At 62.8% G+C, this 20458-nt stretch carries 21 protein-coding genes and 1 pseudogene; 8 read left to right on the forward strand and 14 right to left on the reverse strand.

Translation table 11 applies throughout. The features are described from left to right. From BKY26_RS10325 to ssb, 4 genes and pseudogenes are all read right to left on the reverse strand, one after another. Positions 1 to 312 (reverse strand): annotated as a pseudogene (locus tag BKY26_RS10325) (anthranilate synthase component I); the annotation flags it as partial. 6 nt (positions 313 to 318) lie between these two features. After that, entirely contained in the window at positions 319 to 2178 is a 1860-nt protein-coding gene (locus BKY26_RS10330) for a peptidylprolyl isomerase (RefSeq protein WP_071690315.1), read from the reverse strand. Between the two features lie 69 nt (positions 2179 to 2247). Continuing rightward, complete coding sequence (locus tag BKY26_RS10335; protein WP_071690316.1) at positions 2248 to 3435, reverse strand: aminotransferase; 1188 nt, start codon at positions 3433 to 3435, stop codon at positions 2248 to 2250. A gap of 27 nt (positions 3436 to 3462) precedes the next feature. Beyond that, complete coding sequence (ssb, locus tag BKY26_RS10340; RefSeq protein ID WP_071690317.1) at positions 3463 to 3978, reverse strand: single-stranded DNA-binding protein; 516 nt, start codon at positions 3976 to 3978, stop codon at positions 3463 to 3465. A gap of 203 nt (positions 3979 to 4181) precedes the next feature. On the opposite strand from ssb, the gene BKY26_RS10345 reads away from it, so the two are divergent. After that, complete coding sequence (locus tag BKY26_RS10345) at positions 4182 to 4724, forward strand: lytic transglycosylase domain-containing protein (RefSeq protein WP_071690340.1); 543 nt, start codon at positions 4182 to 4184, stop codon at positions 4722 to 4724. 26 nt (positions 4725 to 4750) lie between these two features. On the opposite strand, the gene BKY26_RS10350 is transcribed toward BKY26_RS10345, so the two are convergent. Next, positions 4751 to 5440 carry a cell division FtsX domain-containing protein gene (locus BKY26_RS10350; protein ID WP_071690318.1) on the reverse strand — a complete coding sequence of 230 codons (690 nt, stop codon included), beginning with the start codon at positions 5438 to 5440 and terminating at the stop codon, positions 4751 to 4753. Between the two features lie 157 nt (positions 5441 to 5597). Here BKY26_RS10350 and BKY26_RS10355 point away from each other — a divergent pair, with 157 nt between their 5' ends. Next, positions 5598 to 6302, forward strand: coding sequence for a hypothetical protein (locus tag BKY26_RS10355; RefSeq protein WP_071690319.1), 705 nt, complete (start codon positions 5598 to 5600; stop codon positions 6300 to 6302). On the opposite strand, the gene mnmA is transcribed toward BKY26_RS10355, so the two are convergent. Next, positions 6299 to 7441 carry a tRNA 2-thiouridine(34) synthase MnmA gene (gene mnmA, locus BKY26_RS10360; RefSeq protein WP_071690320.1) on the reverse strand — a complete coding sequence of 381 codons (1143 nt, stop codon included), beginning with the start codon at positions 7439 to 7441 and terminating at the stop codon, positions 6299 to 6301. The genes BKY26_RS10355 and mnmA overlap by 4 nt on opposite strands. A 124-nt stretch (positions 7442 to 7565) precedes the next feature. Between mnmA and sciP the strand changes: the two genes are divergently transcribed. The 5 genes from sciP (at position 7566) to BKY26_RS20785 (ending at position 13388) form a co-directional block, all read left to right on the forward strand. Continuing rightward, entirely contained in the window at positions 7566 to 7841 is a 276-nt protein-coding gene (sciP, locus tag BKY26_RS10365; RefSeq protein WP_071690321.1) for a CtrA inhibitor SciP, read from the forward strand. Between the two features lie 116 nt (positions 7842 to 7957). After that, the gene (gene ctrA, locus BKY26_RS10370) at positions 7958 to 8671 is read left to right on the forward strand and encodes a response regulator transcription factor CtrA (RefSeq protein WP_071690322.1); all 714 of its coding nucleotides are present in this window, start codon (positions 7958 to 7960) and stop codon (positions 8669 to 8671) included. 76 nt (positions 8672 to 8747) lie between these two features. Further along, on the forward strand, positions 8748 to 11030 hold the full coding sequence (gene ligA, locus BKY26_RS10375) for an NAD-dependent DNA ligase LigA (RefSeq protein ID WP_071690323.1): 2283 nt from the start codon (positions 8748 to 8750) through the stop codon (positions 11028 to 11030). Between the two features lies 1 nt (position 11031). Continuing rightward, positions 11032 to 13125 carry an ATP-dependent DNA helicase RecG gene (recG, locus tag BKY26_RS10380; RefSeq protein ID WP_071690341.1) on the forward strand — a complete coding sequence of 698 codons (2094 nt, stop codon included), beginning with the start codon at positions 11032 to 11034 and terminating at the stop codon, positions 13123 to 13125. 140 nt (positions 13126 to 13265) lie between these two features. Continuing rightward, complete coding sequence (locus BKY26_RS20785; protein WP_281249830.1) at positions 13266 to 13388, forward strand: hypothetical protein; 123 nt, start codon at positions 13266 to 13268, stop codon at positions 13386 to 13388. A 201-nt stretch (positions 13389 to 13589) separates the two neighbouring features. On the opposite strand, the gene BKY26_RS10385 is transcribed toward BKY26_RS20785, so the two are convergent. Continuing rightward, a complete protein-coding gene (locus tag BKY26_RS10385; RefSeq protein ID WP_071690324.1) occupies positions 13590 to 14042 on the reverse strand; it encodes an iron-sulfur cluster assembly scaffold protein in 453 nt (150 codons plus the stop codon). A 67-nt stretch (positions 14043 to 14109) separates the two neighbouring features. On the opposite strand from BKY26_RS10385, the gene hisI reads away from it, so the two are divergent. Then, positions 14110 to 14469, forward strand: coding sequence for a phosphoribosyl-AMP cyclohydrolase (gene hisI, locus BKY26_RS10390; RefSeq protein WP_071690325.1), 360 nt, complete (start codon positions 14110 to 14112; stop codon positions 14467 to 14469). 107 nt (positions 14470 to 14576) lie between these two features. On the opposite strand, the gene gluQRS is transcribed toward hisI, so the two are convergent. The 7 genes from gluQRS to BKY26_RS10425 form a co-directional block, all read right to left on the reverse strand. Then, entirely contained in the window at positions 14577 to 15482 is a 906-nt protein-coding gene (gene gluQRS, locus BKY26_RS10395; RefSeq protein ID WP_071690326.1) for a tRNA glutamyl-Q(34) synthetase GluQRS, read from the reverse strand. 6 nt (positions 15483 to 15488) lie between these two features. Next, the gene (trmFO, locus tag BKY26_RS10400; protein WP_071690327.1) at positions 15489 to 16847 is read right to left on the reverse strand and encodes a methylenetetrahydrofolate--tRNA-(uracil(54)-C(5))-methyltransferase (FADH(2)-oxidizing) TrmFO; all 1359 of its coding nucleotides are present in this window, start codon (positions 16845 to 16847) and stop codon (positions 15489 to 15491) included. A gap of 51 nt (positions 16848 to 16898) precedes the next feature. Further along, a complete protein-coding gene (locus tag BKY26_RS10405) occupies positions 16899 to 17255 on the reverse strand; it encodes a hypothetical protein (RefSeq protein WP_071690328.1) in 357 nt (118 codons plus the stop codon). Between the two features lie 142 nt (positions 17256 to 17397). Beyond that, entirely contained in the window at positions 17398 to 18252 is an 855-nt protein-coding gene (locus BKY26_RS10410; RefSeq protein WP_071690329.1) for a LysR family transcriptional regulator, read from the reverse strand. Between the two features lie 135 nt (positions 18253 to 18387). Next, positions 18388 to 18816, reverse strand: a complete 429-nt coding sequence (locus tag BKY26_RS10415; RefSeq protein ID WP_071690330.1) for a hypothetical protein — start codon at positions 18814 to 18816, stop codon at positions 18388 to 18390. A gap of 328 nt (positions 18817 to 19144) precedes the next feature. Further along, entirely contained in the window at positions 19145 to 19741 is a 597-nt protein-coding gene (locus BKY26_RS10420) for a DoxX family protein (RefSeq protein ID WP_071690331.1), read from the reverse strand. Positions 19742 to 19983: 242 nt separating this feature from the next. Further along, a complete protein-coding gene (locus BKY26_RS10425) occupies positions 19984 to 20382 on the reverse strand; it encodes a DoxX family protein (RefSeq protein ID WP_083431404.1) in 399 nt (132 codons plus the stop codon). Positions 20383 to 20458 lie beyond the last annotated feature (76 nt).

Below are 20458 nucleotides of genomic sequence, written 5' to 3' on the forward strand. Positions count from 1 at the left end.
GATCGCCTTGAGCGGCGGTTCGCTGCACGGATCAAACGCATCCCGGTCATAGCGGGCTGACCGGTTCAGGCGACTATCTTCGCCCCGGCATTCCCAGATCAGGTCGGGCTTCATGCCGATGATCGAGTAGCGCCCGCGCACCTCGCCCCCGGTCACGGATTCGAGGATGAAACTGTCGCGGCCAGCATCGGCAAGCTTCATCATCACCGACACGGGCGTGTCCAGATCGGCGGCGAGGCGGGTATAGACCAGCTGGTTCTTACCCTGCGACCAGCCTTGGTCGAATGCCTCGAAGGACGGGGTCAGTGCCATGGTGCCTCAGGGAAACTGTGCGTTGACCGCGTTGATGACGGCGGAATCGAGAGAGATGCCGATCTCGGTTTCCAGCGCCTGACCGAAAGCTTCGAACACATCCGCCGCGATGGAATTGGCGATCTGCGCCCCGAACAGACCCTGCAACGCCGCCACTTCCGGCGTGCCACGGGTGCCCTGATTGATGCTGTCGAGCCGGGCGATATAGGCCGCGCGGGCGCCGGGGATCACCACCATGTCACCGGGCGCATCCAGCTGAAACACCTGCGGTACAAGGGTGGGCGGCGCGTCGGGGATGAAATCCTGACGGCGGATCTGGTCCTCATTGGTCAGGGCAAGCCCCTGATCCTCAAGGCTGCCGGTCAGTGCGAGGTTGGCCAGGATCGCATTGGCGCGCTCCTCCAGCCGGATGCGCAACTGCGTCGCGCGCCAGGCGGCGGCGACCTCGGCTTCGATCTCTTCCAGCGGCGGGATGGACGGTGGAACGACCGCGTCAAGGCGCAGGGCGAACTGGCCCCCGTCAGACAGCCCCAGAAGCTCGGGGAAATCGCCGTCCTGCGCGGCGGCGGCGGCTTCAGCGAAGCTCTCATAAGCGGCGATGCCCCCATCCATGCCGTCGAACCAGTCGATGGTGCCGAACTGCATGTCGGTTTCCTCGGCCAGCTCCTCCAGCGTCGCACCCCCGGCCAGCAGGTCGTCAAGATCCTCCAGCATGTCGTCGATGGCGCGGCGGGCGGCATCTTCGGCCAGTTCGGCGCGCAGATGCTCGGCGGCGTCCTCATAGGGCACTTCGGTCGCGTCCAGCACCGCGTTGATGCGGAAGAGCGCCGGGCCGAAACGGCTTTCGAGCGGGCCGATGATTTCGCTTTCGGTATCGGCGAAGATCACCTCGGCGGCGGCGGCAGACAGGTCGCCCGGCGCGGTTTCGCCAAGGTCCACGTCATCGAGCGTCAGGCCGCGGTCCTCGACCAGCGTGTCATAGTCCGTTTCCCCGGCATCGAGCGCGGCGCGGGCGGCATCGGCCTCTTCCTGGCTGGGGAAGACCAGCCGTTCCAGCAGGCGGCGTTCGGGCTGCACATATTCCGCGATGCGTTCGTCATAAAGTGCGCGGATCGCTGCGGGATCGACCTCGACCTCATCCATGATCATATCGGGGGTGATCCAGGCGTAGGAAATCGTCCGGCTTTCGGGCCGTTCGAAGCGCTGGCCGTTTTCGTCGTAATACTCCTGCAATTCCTCGGGCGTCGCGGCGGCCAGACCGGCGGTCAGGTCGGTTTCGGTGACGCGGGCGAGGGTAAAGCTGCGGGTTTCGGTCTGATAGGCGACCATGATCTCGGTGAAGCTGTCCGGTGTTGGAAGCCCGCTGATGACGGCGGCTTGCAAAATCGAACGGGACACATCCTCGCGGATGGTTTCCTCGAATTCTTCTACGTCATAGCCCGCTTGGGTCAGCGCCAGTTCATATCCGGAGCGGTCGAAATTGCCGTCGATGCCCTGAAAGGTGGAGGTCGTGGTGATCTGGCGCGCCACTTCTCCGTCGCCGACGGAAAGCGACATCTCGCCGGCTTCATGGGTCAGCGCGGCGCGGGCGACGAGGCCCTCCAGAATGGCACGGTCGAGCCCGGCGTTGCGCAGATCGGTCAGCGTCTGGTAGGGGCCGCCTTCCGCCGCCTGCGCACGCAGTTCCGCCTGGATGGCGCGGGCATAGGCATTGGCCGAAATCGAGGCGTTGCCGACCGAGCCGACCTGAACGGCGGAATTGCCGAAATTGCCGATGCCGAAGCCTGCAAGCCCAAATATCAGAAGGGCGAGAATGGCCCAGACGAAATAGTCTGACAGCTTCCGTTTGCCTGCGCGTCGTGCCATGCCGGATATCTCCCTTGATCTGGCTCTGAAGCGCAGGTTTAGGGGGTCGCGGCAAGGGGGGCAAGGGGCCTAGAGGGAAAGCTGGGAAAGTCTGTGCCCAACTTCTGCCAATCCGGCGGCATCTGCGTTGGCGAAGGCGATGCGCAGGGTGGTTTCGGCCTGTCCCGATCCGCCTTCGTGCCTGAGCGGGCCGAACATGGTGCCGGGCAGGGTCAGAAGGCCCGCCTTCGACACCATCGCCTTGGCGACCTCATCCGAGCGCATGTCGAACGGATGGTGCACATAGGCGAAATAGGCCCCGCAGCCGAGCAGCTCCCATCCCGACAGCCGCTGAAAGGCGGTTTCCATGGCGGCGCGGCGGTTCAGGATCTCCAGCCGCTCGCCTGCCAGCCAGTCGCCAAGGTTGCGCATCCCCCAAAGCGCGCCAATCTGGCCGACCTGGCTGGGGCAGATGGCGACGGTGTCGAGGAACTTCTCCACCTCAAAGAGCCGCTCAGGGCTGGCCACGATGGCGCCCACGCGGTGGCCGGTCAGGCGGTAGGATTTGGAGAAGGAATAAAGCTGGATCAGCGTGTCGTCCCAGCCGGGATCGGTGAACAGATCATGCGGCGCGCCCTCGACCGAATGGAAATCGCGGTAGGTCTCATCCACGATCAGCGCGATCTTGCGACGGCGGCAGAGGTCGCGGAAGGCGGCCATGACCGGCGCGGGATATTCCACGCCGCCGGGATTGTTGGGCGAGATCAGAACGATGGCGCGGGTACGCTCGGTGATGAGCGCCTCTGCGGCATCCGGGTCGGGGATCAGGCTTTCGCCGGTCGCCAAAAGCTGCGCCTCGACGCCTGTCATATCCAGCCACATCTTGTGGTTGAAATAATAGGGTGTCGGCAAGATCACCCCGTCGCCTTCGCCCGCCAGCGTCGCCATGACCGCGCAAAACGCCTGATTGCAGCCCGAGGTGATTGCCACCTGATCTGGCCCAACCGTGCCGCCATAGCCGTCGGACCACTGCGCGGCCAGTTCGGCGCGCAGTTCCTCGCGCCCCAGAACCGGGCCGTAAAGGTGGCTGTCGGCCTGGGTCAGCAGCGCTTCGGCCATGGCCTGACGCAGCCCTTCGGGCGGGGGATCGACGGGCGCGGCCTGGCTGAGGTTGATCAGCGGCCGGTCGGCGGGAAAGGTGACACCATCGAGCCAGCGCCGCGCCTCCATCACCGGGGGTGGGAAAGTGGCCGCGAATCTGGGGTTCAGCACATGCATGGCGCGCCTCGTCGTCTGTCTTGTGGCTTAGAACGGGATCTCGTCATCCATGTCGTTCGAGCGTCCGCCGCCGCTCTGGCTGCCGCCACCGCCGCCATAGCCGCCGTCACGGTCATCGGGATAGCCGCCGCCACCGCCATAGCCGCCACCCTGTCCGCCGCCGCCATAGCCGCCACCGCCGCCGCTATCGCTGCGGCTGTCCAGCAGGGTCAGTTCCCCGCGATACGGGCGCAGTACGACCTCGGTCGAATAGCGGTCCTGACCGGACTGATCCTGCCATTTGCGGGTTTCAAGCTGCCCCTCGATATAGACCTTGGAGCCCTTGCGCAGATATTGCTCGGCAATCCGCGCGAGGGGCTCGGAAAAGATGGCGACGGAGTGCCATTCGGTCCGCTCGCGCCGTTCGCCGGTGTTTCGGTCCTTCCAGGTTTCACTGGTGGCGATGCGCAGGTTGCAGACCTTGCCGCCATTCTGGAACGACCGAACCTCGGGATCGCGTCCCAGATTGCCTATCAGAATGACCTTGTTGACGGACCCAGCCATGATCTCTCCCCGTAGTTTTCGAATCTCACGTTGTGACGCAGCTTAGATCACCGCAACATGCTTAAGAAAACCCAAATGCGCGGGGGATTGCCAAGCGGGCAGGGGCAAGCTGGAAATGCCGCGTCTTTTCCGTATATTGCGGCGAGCTGCAAAAGAAGCGAGGGCGCATGGTGCCTGCGAAAGCCTGTCTTTATATTTTTGCCATGATCTGCGGGACCGCCGGAGGGGCGCTGGCGCAAGGCCTGAGTTCCGACCGCCTGAGCCGGTTCAGCGAACAGCTTGACCTGCTCGACAGCCGCGCGGCCACCCAATACGAGTTTTCAGACCGGCTGCGCCCCGACAGCGAGGCCGAGGAGTCCATCCCCTACTACAACGGCAGCTACAATGGCCCCTGGCTGGAGGTCGCCCGCTCTGCCGCGCGCCGTCATGGCATCCCCGAGGATCTGTTCCTGCGGCTCGTGCAGCAGGAAAGCGGGTGGGATCTGGATGCGCTGAGCCATGCGGGAGCCATCGGTCTGGCGCAATTGATGCCGGATACGGCAGCGCTGCTTGGGGTGGACCCGCATAACGCCAATGAAAATCTTGACGGCGGCGCACGCTACCTGGCGCAGCAATATCGCCGCTTCGGCAATTGGCGTCTGGCTCTGGCGGCCTACAATGCGGGGCCAGAGGCGGTCGAGGCCCATGATGGCGTGCCGCCCTATGCCGAGACGCAGGAATATGTCCGCGCGATTCTGGGCGCCTGAACATCGCGCCAGAACATCCTGTCGCGTCAGTCCCCCGGCAGGCAGACACCGTCATAGCCGCGCCCGGTGGTGCGGGTCATGCGTGATGGGCGGTGTGGCGGGCGGCAGGCCACCAGCGTGTAGCCGTTCGGATGTCCGGGCACCGACGACAGCTGCGTAGCTGCGCGATCGAGAGAGGCGGAGTCGCCGGGGGCCAGAACGATGGATTGCGCGCAGGGGCTGGGGTTTTCTTCGCCGGGCAGGCACAGGCCCACGACAATCTCGTGATCGCAGAGATTGGTTGCATCCAGATTGTCCTCGGCCCCCGGGGAATATCGTACGCAGCCATTCACATCGGCCCTGAGCGAGGGGCGCTGATACGCGCCGGTAAGACTGTCCAGCAGGACGGGCACCGCGAAGGCCATGCAGGCGGCGAACAGCAGTCCGGCCCAGATCGGTACTCTGCGGGGCTGGCCCTTTCGCTCGAACAGGGTCAGCGCCGCCAGCGCAAACCACGCGCCCAGAAACGCCATTCCCCCGGTGATCTCGGGCAGCCAGGGCGATGCCCGCCAAGAGGGTTGGACCCATGCAAGGAGGTGGGGCAGCACATAGGCCGAGGCAAGCGCGACAAGCAGCACCCGCCGAAACGAGATGCCGCCGCGCCCATGCGCCACGATGACAGCAAAAAGCCCCCCGAAGAGGCCGAAGAAAACGGAACCGTCAGAAAAGCCGGGCATGGATCCTCGGAAATGGGGGCAGGGACTGCAAAGGGCGCGCGCCGCAATTGGCTTAGTCTGGCGTGCAATTCAATGATTTGCCAAGTCGATTCCGTCACGTAGCCTTCGCCGGTCTTCTTGCTGTACGGGCGCGGCTGGCTGCGCCACAATCGCCGATATGCTACGCCTGATCGCGCCCCTTCTGATGCTCGCCCTCCTGACCGGCCCGCTAAGGGCCGATCCCCCGCCGCCGGATCTGGGCGCTTTGCTGGATATCGCGCAAGCCCCCTTTCAACAGCGCGATGCGGTCGAACGGCAACTGGAAGGGGCCTTGCCGCTGTTCATTCCGATGCCAGAGCCCGCGCAGCCCGGACCGACTGTGGGGGACTTGTATTACTGGTCGCTCGAAGGCCGCTTCGGTCTGCACATCGAGGGCACAAACGCCCATGGCGGATTTGTGACCTGCGCCCGCTACGGGCGGATCACGCTGGAGCGATTGCAGGAACTGCCAAGCTCTGACCCTCGTGTCTTTCCGCTGATGCGGCAGGCGGCGATCCTGCATGACGATGCCAGCGCCTGGCCAGAGGCCGCCGTGGCGCGGCTGGTGTGTCAGGTAACATGGGATGACGGCCGCCGGGTCGCGCCGCTTGAACGCGATACCGTCGAAGAGCTGCTGTCGGGCAGGTTCGCAACGGTCCTCAGTCGTCCGGATCCGGCCGAACGCCCCAATTCCGTGCGGGTCTTCGGGCCGGGGGGCTACGTGATCGAAGGGCAGGACGGGCCTGCGGACATGATCCGGGTGGTGGATCGCGCAGAGGTCAGGCAACTGGCCACGCACCAGTTGATCCTGCTGCGCGGCTTTCTGTTGGGCGGGGGGGCCTAGTTGCCGCGCCAGATCCAGCCGCCGCCGAAGATGCGGCTTCCTTCTGGGTCGTAGAACACGCAGGCCTGTCCGGGGCTGACGCCCTCCTCGGCCACGATCAGTTCCACCTCCGCCTCGGTGTCCGAGATCGGGCGGATCACCGCCTCACGCGGGGGGCGGGTAGAGCGGATCTTGACCGACAGGTGCCATTCAGGCCGCGAGGTGAAGGGCTCGTCTCCCAGCCAGTTGATCTCGCGCACCGGGACAATCCGCTTGGACAAAGCCTCTTTCGGACCCACCACGACCTGCCGCGACTCCGGGTCCAGCTTGACCACGTAAAGCGGCGTATCCAGCCCGCCAATTCCCAATCCGCGGCGCTGGCCAATCGTGTAATGGATGACGCCACGATGCTGTCCCAGAACCGCGCCATTCATATCGACGATATCGCCGGGATCGGCCGCACCGGGGCGCAGTTTCTCGATCACCGAGGCGTAGTTTCCATCCGGTACAAAACAGATATCCTGACTGTCGGGTTTATCAGCCACCGGCAGTCCGTATCGCGCCGCCAGTTTCCGCGTTTCGTCCTTAGAGGGCAAATGGCCCAGGGGAAAGCGCAGGAATTCCAACTGTTCCTTTGTGGTCGAGAACAGGAAATAGCTTTGGTCGCGGGACGGATCGGCGGCGCAATGCAATTCGGCCCCGTTGGTGCCGTTCATTCGCTGAATGTAGTGGCCGGTTGCCATGCAATCCGCGTCGAGCTCTCTGGCCGTTTCCAGCAGATCCTTGAACTTCACCCGCTCGTTGCAGCGGATGCAGGGCACCGGCGTGGCACCGGCCAGGTAGCTTTCGGCGAACTCGTCGATCACCGCGTCCTTGAAGATGTTTTCGTAGTCCAGCACGTAGTGGGGGAATCCCATTTCTTCCGCCACACGGCGCGCATCGTGGATATCGCGGCCCGCGCAGCAGGCGCCTTTCTTGGCCAAAGCGGCCCCGTGGTCATAAAGCTGCAAGGTCACGCCGATGACGTCATAGCCTTGTTCTGCAAGCTCTGCGGCCACAACAGAGCTGTCGACACCACCCGACATCGCCACCACGACCCGGGTCTCGGAGGGCGGTTTGGCAAAGCCAAGAGAGTTCACGGGATGTGGGTCGAGGGGCATGGGCGTCTCCGGGGGTTTGAGGCGCAATATAGGAAAATGCCACCTATCCTCAAGGGACGTGCTTACCGGCTGTTAAACTTATTGCGACAGGGTGGCCCCAAACCCGAGCGGTGAGAGGAGCGCCATGTATATCAGACGTGTCAAAGGGGTCCAATCCGTTACCCTTCCCGATGGCAGCGTGATGACCCGCGCCGATCTGCCCAGTGCCTCGACCAGACGATGGGTTGCCAGCCGGAAAGCGGCGGTGGCGAACGCTGTGTCATATGGCCTTCTGGACCGGGAGGAAGCCTGCCGCATTTACGCCTTGTCCGAAGAAGAATTGGACAGCTGGACGCGCGCCGTTTCCGAACATGGGACGCAGGCATTAAAGGCAACAGCCCTGCAGAGATTTCGCGCTTAATGCAATTTTGGGATTGCATTAATGAATTTTTTCGGAAGACTATCTAAAAAGATAACTTGAAATTAACGAAGTGTGCCAATGGTCGTAACCAGTTCGAAAGATTCGGAGAGTTCGTGATGCGTGTCTTGCTTGTAGAAGATGATCCCACCACCTCGAAAAGCATAGAGATGATGCTCAGTCATGCCAATCTCAATGTCTATTCGACCGATCTGGGGGAAGAGGGCGTCGATCTTGCAAAGCTCTACGATTACGATCTCATTCTTCTCGATCTGAACCTTCCTGACATGAATGGACACGAGGTACTGCGCCAGTTGCGCCTGGCCCGTGTCGATACACCCATTCTGATCCTGTCAGGGTCCGACGATACCGAAAGCAAGATAAAGGGCTTCGGCTTCGGGGCCGATGATTACCTGACCAAACCCTTCCACCGCGACGAACTGGTGGCGCGCATCCACGCCATCATCCGCCGGTCCAAGGGGCATGCCCAGTCCGTGATTCGGACGGGGCGGATCAACGTCAATCTCGACGCCAAGACCGTCGATGTGGATGGCCGCGCGGTGCATCTGACCGGCAAGGAATACCAGATGCTGGAACTGCTTAGCCTGCGCAAGGGAACCACGCTGACGAAAGAGATGTTCCTCAACCATCTTTATGGCGGCATGGATGAGCCGGAATTGAAGATTATCGACGTCTTTATCTGCAAGTTGCGGAAAAAGCTGTCTCAGGCCACAGGCGGCGACAACCATATCGAAACGATCTGGGGCCGGGGCTATGTTCTGCGCGACCCGATGGAAGAGGCGCAGCCTCAGGGCTTTGCCGCCTCGGCCTGATCTCTTCTCCTGACTGGACCTCCCGGTTGCGGCCTCCTATCACTTCAGGAGGCCGTGACAGTTTCGAGGGGCAGAGATGGCAACGCAATCCGAGACGCCGGAAGACCGGGCGAGGGACGTGACCGAGGCGGAGGCCCCGGCGCGGCTGAAGGAACTTGCCGAAGCCATTGCGCGTGCCAACGAGGCCTATCACCGGCAGGACGCGCCAGAAATCTCGGATGCGGAGTATGACGCGCTGAAGCGCGAGAATGCGGCGCTTGAAGCCCGCTTTCCCGCCCTGAAACGCGCTGACAGCCCGACCGATCAGGTGGGCGCCGCCCCGGCGGAGGGCTTTTCCAAGGTGGCCCATGCGGTGCGGATGCTGTCGCTCGGCAATGCGTTCGAAGATGGGGACGTTGCGGAATTTGCCAGATACATCCGCAATTTCCTGGGCCTTGCTGCCGATGCCCCGCTGGCCTTCACCGCTGAGCCCAAGATTGACGGGCTGTCGTTGTCGCTGCGCTATGAAAACGGGCGCCTGGTGCAGGCCGCCACCCGTGGCGATGGCGAGGTGGGCGAAAACGTCACCGCCAATGCCCGGACCATTGCTGACATCCCGCAGACACTCACCGGTGCGCCGGAGGTGCTGGAAGTGCGCGGCGAGGTCTACATGTCCCACGCCGATTTCGAGGCGCTGAATGCACGGCAGGCGGAGCGGGGCGGCAAGACCTTCGCCAACCCGCGCAATGCTGCCGCCGGGTCGCTGCGGCAGCTGGATTCGTCGATCACCCGTGACCGCCCGCTGAAATTCTTCGCCTATGCCTGGGGTGAGCTGTCGGAGCCGCTGTCTGACACCCAGATGGGTGCGATTGATCGGCTGAACGCGCTCGGCTTCCAGACCAACGCGCGCACGAAGCTCTGCGACACGACCGAGGCGATGCTCGCCCATTACCGCGAAATCGAACAGGCCCGCGCGACGCTCGGCTATGACATTGACGGGGTGGTCTACAAGCTTAACGACCTGGCGCTTCAGGCCCGGCTCGGTATGCGCTCGACCACGCCAAGATGGGCCATCGCCCATAAATTCGCCGCCGAACTGGCCTGGACCCGGCTGGAGGCCATCGACATCCAGGTGGGCCGCACCGGCGCGCTCAGCCCTGTCGCGCGGCTTTCCCCGGTGACGGTTGGGGGCGTCGTCGTGTCGAACGCGACGCTGCACAATGAGGACTACATCGCCGGGCGCGATTCCTCAGGCAACCAGATCCGCGGGGGCAAGGACATTCGCATCGGTGATTGGGTGCAGGTTTATCGCGCCGGGGACGTGATCCCGAAGGTGGCGGATGTGGATCTGTCGAAACGGTCCGAGGACGCCGCACCCTATGCCTTCCCGACCACTTGCCCCGAATGCGGGTCCGATGCGGTGCGCGAGGAAGGCGATGCGGTGCGCCGCTGCACTGGCGGGCTGATCTGCCCCGCGCAGGCGGTCGAAAAGCTCAAGCATTTCGTCAGCCGCGCTGCGTTTGACATCGAAGGGCTTGGCGCCAAGCAGGTGGAGCAGTTCCACAAGGATGGCTGGATCGCGGAACCCGCTGATATTTTCGAGCTTCAGGCGCGCTATGGCAGTGGGTTGCAACAGCTCAAGAACCGCGAGGGCTGGGGCGAGAAATCGGCGGAAAACCTCTTTGCCGCGATCGAGGACAAGCGCCGCATCCCCCTGAAACGGCTATTGTTTTCGCTCGGTATCCGGCATGTGGGCGAGGTGGCGGCGGCCGATCTGGCGCGCCATTTCGGCACCTGGGATGCGCTGGCGATAACGGTGGATCGTGCACAGCCCGCCGCCGACGCGGCCCGCACGGCGGATGAGGCCATTGCAACCGAACGCGCGCGTGCCGCCGATGAGGGCCGCCGCGCCCAGATCAGCGCCACGCGTGAAGCGGCCTGGACAGAGGTGCCTGCAGAGGCGCGTGCCGCATGGGATGAAATCACCGGCATCGACGGGATCGGCGCAACAGTGGCGCAGGCGCTCGTGACGGCCTTCGGGCAGCCCCGAGAAAGGGCCTCCATTGACCGGCTGGTCGCCGCGCTGGACGTTCAGGCAGAGGCCGCGTCCGCGACGTCAGACAGCCCCGTCGCGGGCAAGACCGTGGTTTTCACCGGCACGCTGGAAAAGATGACCCGCGCCGAGGCCAAGGCGCGGGCGGAGGCTTTGGGGGCCAAGGTCTCGGGGTCCGTTTCCGCCAAGACCGATTTACTAATCGCGGGGCCGGGGGCCGGATCGAAGGCGAAAAAGGCTGCCGATCTGGGCGTTGAAACCATTGATGAGGACGCGTGGCTCGCGTTGATTAACGACGCCCCTGCGGCGGCGCGATCCGATGGTTGAGATGCCCAAGGGACGCCCGGAAATCCTCTTCCCGCTTTTCGCAGAGCTGGAGGGGCTGGACGGGATCGGCCCGAAAACGGCAAAGCATTACAAAGGTTTGGGCGTTGAAACCCCCAAGGATCTGCTGCTGACCCTGCCGGTTGGTGGCGTCGACCGGACCCGGCGGGACAGTATCCGCGACGCGGTGCTGCCGGGGGTCGTGACGGTCGAGGTCGAGATTGGCCCGCACCGCAAACCGGCTTCGCGCGGGCGGCCCTATAGGGTGCAGGTGACCGATGCAGCGACCAGTTTCGAACTTGTGTTCTTCCACGCCCATGGCGACTATCTGCAACGGGTTCTGCCGACGGGCAGCCGCCGTCTGGTGTCGGGCAAGGTGGAGCTATTCGACGGGCAGGCGCAGATGGTTCATCCCGACCACATCCTGCCCATTGCCGATGCGGATGAGATTCCGACCTATGAACCGGTCTATCCCCTGACCGCTGGCGTCACCCAGAAAGGGGTCGCCAAGGCCATCGCCTCGGCCTTGCCGCGCGCGCCCTATTTCGGGGAATGGATCGACCTTGAACTGTTGAAATCTCGCAAATGGCCTGCGTGGCCTGATGCGCTGGAACAGCTGCATTGCCCCGATGGCCCCGAAACCCTGTCGCGCAGCCACCCGGCGCGGGAGAGGCTGGCCTATGATGAGTTGCTGGCCCATCAGCTGACGCTCGGGCTGGCGCGATTGAAGCTGAAGCGGGCCAAGGGGCGGGTCAGCGAAGGGGACGGGGCGCTGCGGGCCAAGGTGTTGAATTCGCTTCCCTATCGTCCCACGGGCGCACAGGACCGGGCGATTGCCGAGATTGCCGCTGATATGGGCCAGCCGGTCAAGATGAACCGTCTGCTGCAGGGCGATGTGGGCGCGGGCAAGACTCTGGTGGCGCTGATGGCCTTGTTGGTCGCCGTGGAAGCAGGCGGGCAGGGGGTGATGATGGCACCGACCTCGATCCTTGCCGCGCAGCATTTCGACGGGCTGAAACCGCTGGCCGAGGCGGCGGGGGTGCGTCTGGAAAGCCTGACGGGGCGCGACAAGGGGGCGGACCGGCGCGCGAAGCTGGAGGCGCTGAAATCGGGAGAGATCGGCATTCTGGTCGGCACCCATGCGGTGTTTCAGGACGATGTGGAGTTCGCGGACCTGCGGCTTGCGATTGTCGACGAACAGCACCGGTTCGGCGTGCGTCAGCGGGTGAAGCTGGGCCAGAAGGGCGCGCAGGCCGATGTGCTGGTGATGACGGCGACCCCCATTCCGCGCACGCTCAGCCTCGCCACCTATGGCGACATGGATATCTCGGTGCTGGATGAAAAGCCGCCGGGGCGAAAGCCGGTGCGCACCGCGCTGGTCAGCACCGCGCGGATGGATGAGGTCGTGGATCATCTGCGTCAGGCGGTGGCCGAGGGGCGGCAGGCTTATTGGGTCTGCCCGCTGGTCGGCGAAAGCGAAGCGGTGGAAATGACCGCCGCAGAGGAGCGGTTCAAACACCTGCGCGCGGCTTTGGGTGAGGGTGTGGTGGGGTTGGTGCATGGCCAATTGCCGCCCGCCGAGAAAGACGCCGCCATGGCCGATTTCGTGGAGGGGCGGGCCCGCGTTCTGGTGGCCACCACGGTGATCGAAGTGGGCGTGAACGTGCCCAATGCGACGATCATGGTGATCGAACAGGCGGAGAATTTCGGGCTGGCACAGCTCCATCAGCTGCGCGGTCGCGTGGGAAGGGGCGAGGGCGCCTCGACCTGTCTGCTGCTCTACCGTGCGCCGCTTGGGGAAACGGCCACGCGGCGCTTGCAGGTGCTGCGGGAAACCGAGGACGGGTTCCGCATCGCCGAGGAGGATCTGGCCATTCGTGGCGCGGGCGATCTGATCGGTACCGCGCAATCGGGGCTGCCGAAGTTCCGGGTGGCGGATCTGGAGGGGCAGACGGCGTTGATGAGCATCGCGCAATCGGATGCGCGGGCGCTGCTGGATCGGGACCCGGAAATGATCAGCCCAAGGGGGCAATCGGCGCGGGTTCTGCTGTGGTTGATGGAGCAGGAAAAGGCCATCGGGCTGATCTCGGTTGGGTAAGAAAGGTTAATAACCTATTAACCATCGTTAACCATTGGACCGGCTTTGTTCTCAAATGTTCTCACAAAGTTCTTGCATTGCGGCGATGAATATGAGAACAAAGCGTTAACACGCACCAAGTTGTTCAGGAATTGGAAACCATGATCACCCAGATCCGCCAGATTCTCGAAACCTCCCGCGACTCGCTGCTCTATGATTTTGCCGGTGTTCTCGCGATCGGCGTGATGACCTTGGGTGCCCTGCATCTGCCCGGCGCGCTCTGACTTTTGCCTCTGCCTGCGGTCGTATCTCCGGATGGCTTTTCAATAGCTGCGGGTCTGTCCCCAAACCCCCGCGCTGCCTCTGCCTCAGGGTCTTTGGAACTGCCTGTCCAAAACCCGGCCTGACGGATCCCCCGACACGCATACCTGCCGCCGCCTCCGTGCCCCGGAGTGCGGCGGTTTTTTTTTGTTCAGAGGTGGAGTTCAGGCGCAGGCGGCAGCTTCCGCGTCTGCCATGGCTTGGGCGGTGGCCTCGAAGGCCAGCATGATCGAGGCATGGCGGTTCTTGTACTCGCGGGCGGGCTCCAGCACTTCGTAACCGGAAAACGGTGCCTCGGGCGGAGGGGCACCGTCCTTCAGCATGGCGCGCAATTGGTCACGGCCCTGTTCCACCTCGGCGCGGGTGCGCCCGATGATATTTGCCGCCATCAGCGCGGCAGAGGCCTGACCGAGCGCGCAGGCCTTCACATCCTGCCCGAAGCGGGCAATGCGACCGTTTTCGATATCGAGATCCACGGTTACGGTCGAGCCGCAGAGCGGTGCGCGTTTTCGCACGGTTGCCTGAGGGGCCTCCAGCCGCTCGGTCAACGGAATATCCGCCGCCAGCGCCAGAATGCGCTGCGAATAGAGTTTGATCAGGTCGCTTTCGGTGCTCATGGGCTTTCCCCCCGCGCTGCTGCCCTATAGGTAGCGATCAATCCATGGATTGCAAAGGGGGCCAGTCATGAGCTTCGATCCCAAAACGCTGACCTATACCGCCGACGGGCTGATCCCCTGCATCGCGCAGGAGGAGGGCACGGGCGAGGTCCTGATGATGGCCTGGATGAATGCCGAATCCGTGGCGCGCACTTTGCAGACGGGCCGGGTCACCTATTGGTCGCGGTCGCGTCAAAGCTTCTGGGTGAAGGGCGAAAGCTCCGGCCATGTGCAGGAGCTGGTGGAGCTGCGCATCGATTGCGACCGGGATTGTCTGCTGGCTGTGGTGCGTCAGACCGGGCCTGCCTGCCACACCAATCGGCGGAGCTGTTTCTATACGGCGGTGCAGGAGGGGGACGAGGTGGAGATCATGGCGCCCCTGGTCTGAGGCCAGTGCCCTGCGGCTTCTGTCGGACGCCTCCGGCGGGAGTATTTTGGCCAAGAAGAAGGGGCAGGTGGGCGCGTTAAGGTTAACGGGGGTGCGTAAGGATCTCGTTAAGCTTGGGGGAGGCCGACCATGCGACGGATGTCCTCGGGGCTGTGGCCCTCTTCACGGTATTTGCGGATGGCGCGGGCGTCGTCACGTTTCGCAAGGCGTTTGCCGTTCTGGTCCCGGATCAGGCGATGGTGGTGGTAGCGTGGTGTCGGCAAGCCAAGCAGGCGTTGCAGGATGACATGGATGCGGGTGGCCTCGAACAGGTCCGCACCGCGCACCACGTCGGTGATGCCCTGCGCGGCATCGTCCAGAACCACGGCTAGGTGATAGGAGGTGCCCATATCCCGGCGCGCGATCACCACATCGCCAATCTCGTGACTGACCTCATCGGGGGTGAACTCGATACGCCCGTGCCGGATGTGCTCTCCGGTGCCAGTTTCCTCGAAGCTGGCGATTCCCTTGGTGCCGATCCGGGGCGTGTAGACGCCCTTGGCCAACGCAGCTTGCCCCATGTCGAGCCGCAACGCGCCAGATGGGCGCGGGGCCGTTTGGCCGGGCGGGCGTGGCTTGCGGCGGCACGTGCCGGGATAGACGATACCATCGGGCCCCAGCATCGGCGCGCCTTCCTGCGGGGCGGAGGCGGCCTCGGCGATATCGCGGCGGTTGCAGGTGCAGGGATAGAGCAGGTCGCGCGCCCACAGCGCGTCGAGCGTTTCGCAATAGCTGTCCAGCCTCTGGGATTGACGCATCACCGGCCCATCCCAGCCGAGGCCGAGCCAGCGAAGATCTTCGTAGATCAGCTCCTCCCATTCCGGCCGCGCGCGGGTGCGGTCGATATCTTCGATCCGAAGCAGAAAGTCACCGCCTGCCGCGCGCGCCATGTCATGGGCCAGAATCGCCGAATAGGCATGGCCCAGATGCAGGGGGCCGGTTGGAGAAGGGGCGAATCTCGTGCGGAAGGTCACTTTATCTCAATTTGTTACCGGGTGTTCTTCACCCGATGACAGCCAGTCTTGCCATGCCGTCTTGGCCCGGTCGGTATAGCCCTTGTAGCGCGCTTTGCGGTTCTTGCGTCCGCCTTTCAGATCAACCGGAGGGAAGAGGCCGAAATTCACGTTCATCGGCTGGAAGGTCTTGGCTTCGGCCCCGCCGGTGATGTGATGGATCAGCGCGCCCATGGCTGTTTCCTGAGGAACGGGCGGCAGGCTGTGCCCCAGCACCTCGGCAGCGGCGAGGCGACCGGCCAAGAGACCCATGGCCGCCGATTCCACATAGCCCTCGACCCCGGTGATCTGACCGGCAAAGCGGATATGGGGTTTCGAGCGCAGGCGCATCTCGTGATCCAGCAGGGTGGGCGAATTGATGAAAGTGTTGCGGTGGATGCCGCCAAGCCGCGCGAAACGGGCGTTTTCCAGACCGGGGATCATGCGGAAAACCTCGGTCTGGGCCCCGTATTTCATCTTGGTCTGGAAACCCACGATGTTGAACAGCGTGCCGAGCTTGTTGTCGCGGCGCAGCTGCACAACGGCATGGGCCTTGACGTCAGGCTGGTGCGGGTTGGTCAGGCCCACGGGTTTCATCGGCCCATGGCGCAGCGTTTCGCGGCCCCGTTCGGCCATGACCTCGATGGGCAGGCAGCCGTCGAAATACTTTGCCGTCTCGCCCTCGTGGAACTCGGTCTTGTCGGCGGCCAGCAGCGCGTCGATGAAGGCCTCGTAGGTGTCGCGGTCCATCGGGCAGTTGAGATAGGCGGTGCGTTCTTCCTCGGTCTCGCCCTTGTCATAGCGAGACTGCATCCAGGCCTTGGACATGTCGATGCTGTCGGCATGGACGATGGGGGCGATGGCGTCGAAGAAGGCGAGACTGTCCTGTCCGGCTTCCTGCGCGATGGCCTCGGCCAATGCGCCGGAGGTCAGCGGGCCGGTTGCGATGATCGCAGGGCCGTCATTGGGCAGGGCGGTCACCTCGTCCTCGACCACCGTCACCAGAGGATGGGTGCGCAGCCGGTCGGTGACGGATTGCGCGAAAGGCTCCCTGTCCACGGCCAGCGCACCGCCCGCGGGCAGGCGATGGCGGTCGGCCATTTCCATGATGAGGCCACCGGCTGCGCGCATTTCCCAATGCAGCAGGCCGACGGCATTCTGTTCGTCATCATCAGAACGGAAGGAATTGGAACAGACCATTTCCGCAAGGTTGCCGGTCTGGTGCGCAAAGGTGCCCACATGCGGACGCATTTCATGGATGACCACGGGAACGCCAAGATTGATCGCTTGCCAGGCGGCTTCGGACCCGGCCATGCCGCCGCCGATGATGTGGATCGCTTTTGTCATGACCGGGGATGTAGGCCAGGGGAGCCGATTTGCCAAGCCACGCAGTGACGCTCACGCGAGACGCTTCCACCCCCTGCGGTAGAGCGCAAACTGCCCGCCACCGCGCAAGACCAGCGGAACAGCGGTTGCGGTGGCTGCAACGGCCAGCCATGCGCCATACACCGTCTGGATTTCCATGGCATCGAACCAGAGGGTGAGCCCACAGAGAAGGGCGACCCCAAGCATTGCCACCACCCGGCTGCGGATGCCGACAAGAAGCCAGACCGCTGTCGAAAGAATTAGAGCACACAGCACAATGATGGCGGTCCATTCCACTCCGTGGATCCCGCGCGTGCCCACGGTCCAGTGCAAGTCGATGACCGCAAGCGCCTCGATCGAGGCTGTTGTCAGCAGGAATGCAGTCAGCATCCTGCACAATAGATGTAGAATCTGTCCGAATGTCATGCCGGATCTGCCTGTAAGCTCGTTATTGTTTTGTTTATTATTAATCTTTGACCAAAACTATTAAAGCTGAAAGCTTGCAAAAGCATCTTTGCGAGAACTAAGGGTGCTATTCTATATTCAAAAGGATAGTTTGCGACTGTTCGAAAGAAGATACGATCCAGTTCATGGCGTCTATTGCGGCCTGGTCTTTTTTTCTGGAACTGTGGAATGCCGCCCAAAAATCCACATTGATTGGCTCGATGTCGTCAAAAGCAGGTTGAAAGTCCGAATCCCGTTTCGCCAAAAAGGTTGGAAGCAAGACAGGCAGGCCGGTCGATTTGGAGATTCGGAATGCATCGAAGAAGTTCGCTGCACGAAGTGACGGGGGACGCCGAAACAAGGCTCGTGCGCGGCGCATCGGCTCGAAGTCATCGTGCTTGTCGACCAGCCCGACCCACTCGTCGTCGATACCAAAGGGCGCCCTTCTGTAGGTGTTGAATTCCATTTTTCCCACGCGGCGGGTGATCAGACTGCCGCGATCCGGTGGGGTGTCCATGATCATAACGTCGACATCACCAAGGCCAGAGCGAGATGTGCGATTGTGAAGTTCAATCGTGTAGCCTTTGTTTTTAGACAGAAAATCACCAACATTCGCAGACAGGATGCCGCCCAGAACAATCGGCGGCGCCCCGACCCGGATCATGACGGGGTTTGCGCCCTCGGATTTCAACGAGATCTGGTTTCGCTCCGCGCTCAGCTTTCCCTCGAACTCTTCGATCAGGAAAAGCAGGCTTTCCAGGTCCGGATTCGGCTTCCAGTCACCTGATGTCTTGATGAAAGCCGGTGCGCCCAGTGTCTGGCCAAGGCGTTCGATTCGGCGCGATACAGTCGCCACGTTCGCACCAAGATGGCGGGCCGCCGCAACCATCGTGCCGCTTTTGTGTACAGCGAGAAAAAATTTCAGATCGTCCCAGTTGTCCATTTTGAGGAACTTCCATTTGTCTCAGCTACTCCAGCCGTCCGCTGGCCATTCCCTTTACTAGGGGAAATGACAATGGAAAACAGGCAATTGATGATCAATTGCCTGTATTAAATAAAGTGCGATCTGGGCGATTTGTCAAGCGGATTGCGTTTCGCTGTCCTGCGTTCCGCGGTTGATATTGAGCGCCTCATGAACTTCGTAAAGCGTGTAGCGCCCGCCACCATACAGGATCAAAGGAACCGAGAAGACCGACACCAGGGTGATCTTGACGGCCAATGCAGGATCTCCGTCGGGGTTGGTCATGATTGCGGGCAGAACGAGGAGCGCCATCGACATGGCGGCGACCATCGACGTGCGAATACCCAGGATAAGCCAGAAGCTCAGGACGAAGAAGAGCGCGGCCAGTGCGGCAGAGTGGTACTCCAGCCCCTCCATGCCGCCGACGACCGTCGGGACGTTGCAATCCCTGAGCTGCGGAATCAGGCCGATGGCGGCCTCGATCATGAGAGTCGCCGAGAGGCAGACCCGGAAGTTCAGGCGGAGCCATTCGGTAAGGTTGTTCATCGTCTCTGTCCCGTTAAGGTTAATTGCTCGATAGTGACAGTCTCTTCGCCAATTGGGGCAGGACAAGGCCGCTGAAGGGGAACCTTCGGGGTGATTTATACCCAGCCTATGCTGCAATGGCTTGGTTGGGTCGATATTGTTCCCAAAGTGGAAACCAGACCTGAACTTTTAGGCAGGTGTCTGCCTTAATTCCAGGTGAAGTCGCCGCGAAACATCGGCATTGTTTATCGGTCTTGAAGGACGGACCGGGATGGTGTGAGCCATGATAAAACGCCGCGCCCCCATTTCGGAGAGCGCGGCGCCCGGGCACACCCGCTGGAGCAGGGCGTTAACCTGTTGCTGTGAGGTCGGTAAAGATGTTGTCAACCGGATCGGGAAGATTCGCGGCCAGCTTGCGACGGCTGACGAAGGCTGCGACCGGCGCGATTGTGGGCAGGGTCGACTGCGGCGCGGGCGGTACGGCCGCCGGACGCGGCCGGTGCGGATGATCGACCGGAGCCACCCGGCGCGGCGTCACCTTGCGGCGAATGGCGCTGCGCATCCGGTGATCACGCGGGGCGTTTTCCGCATAGGTCAGCATCAGGGCTGCGATCAGCACGAGATCGCGCCAGAAGGTGCCCAATTCGTCCGCGACGCCCAGTTCGATCATCTGCAGGTAGCTGGCAAAGAGCGTCATCAACCCAAGCACCAAAGCGGCGGGGCGCATATAGAGGCCGATCATGACAAGGAAGGCGAGGGCAAAGACCATCATGGCCGCCAATGGCTCGGCCACATGGGATGGCAACACTTGCGCGGCAAGAATGGTCAGATTGGTGCCGGGGATCAGGTTCAGCCCGACGGCGAGAAAGTAAGAGGCGATGACGATCCGCAGCAGGTTCTGGGCGGTGGCATTCAGCGTGATGCGTTCGGCACTCGGGTTGGTCATGACCAATGTCTTCTCTGCTTGGCAGCCTTGCAGACTGGTAGTCGCCCCCCGGCGTGTCGCCCCAGTAAGACCAATCTGGGTCCGAAATCTGGCGGATTTATTATGGATTTGCGGAAAAGCCGGTGCATTCACGGGGCAGGGCGGGGGCGGAAAGATGGCCAGACTGTGTTCAGGCCCCGAAAAACGCAACCGCCGCTTGCAATCGGGCAAGCGGCGGGCGGTGTTAACCTTTGTGGCGGGTGTCAGGCCGCTGCGGGCCGACCAAGGCGATTGTCCAGCGACAGCGCCCCGGCCCCATGGGCTGCGATCACAAGATAGCCGCCAGCCATGGCAAGGTTCTTCAGGAACATGATCTGCTGCATCTGGTTGCCCAAATCGAAGTGATAAAGAAAGGCCGTGACGATCGAGAATGCGGCGAGCGTCAGGGCGACGGGCCGGGTCATGAAGCCCACAAGCAGGGCCAGACCGGCAAGGATCTCGAACAGAACGGCAGGCCAGGCCAGGATGGCGGGGATGCCGCCAGAAGCCATGTAACCGGCAAAGCCCTGGACATCGCCCAATTTGCCGAAGCCGGCGACGACAAAGATCAGGGCCATCAGAATGCGGCCAGCGGGAAGGGCGTAGGATTGAAGCGTGGACATGCGGGAACTCCTTTGAGGGACGGGTTTGCGCTGCGGCGCAGCAACTGCCAAAGTCATGCCTCAGAGAGAGCCTGTT

Origin of the sequence: Nioella sediminis, from assembly GCF_001879695.1 — a bacterium.
Classification (GTDB): domain Bacteria; phylum Pseudomonadota; class Alphaproteobacteria; order Rhodobacterales; family Rhodobacteraceae; genus Nioella; species Nioella sediminis.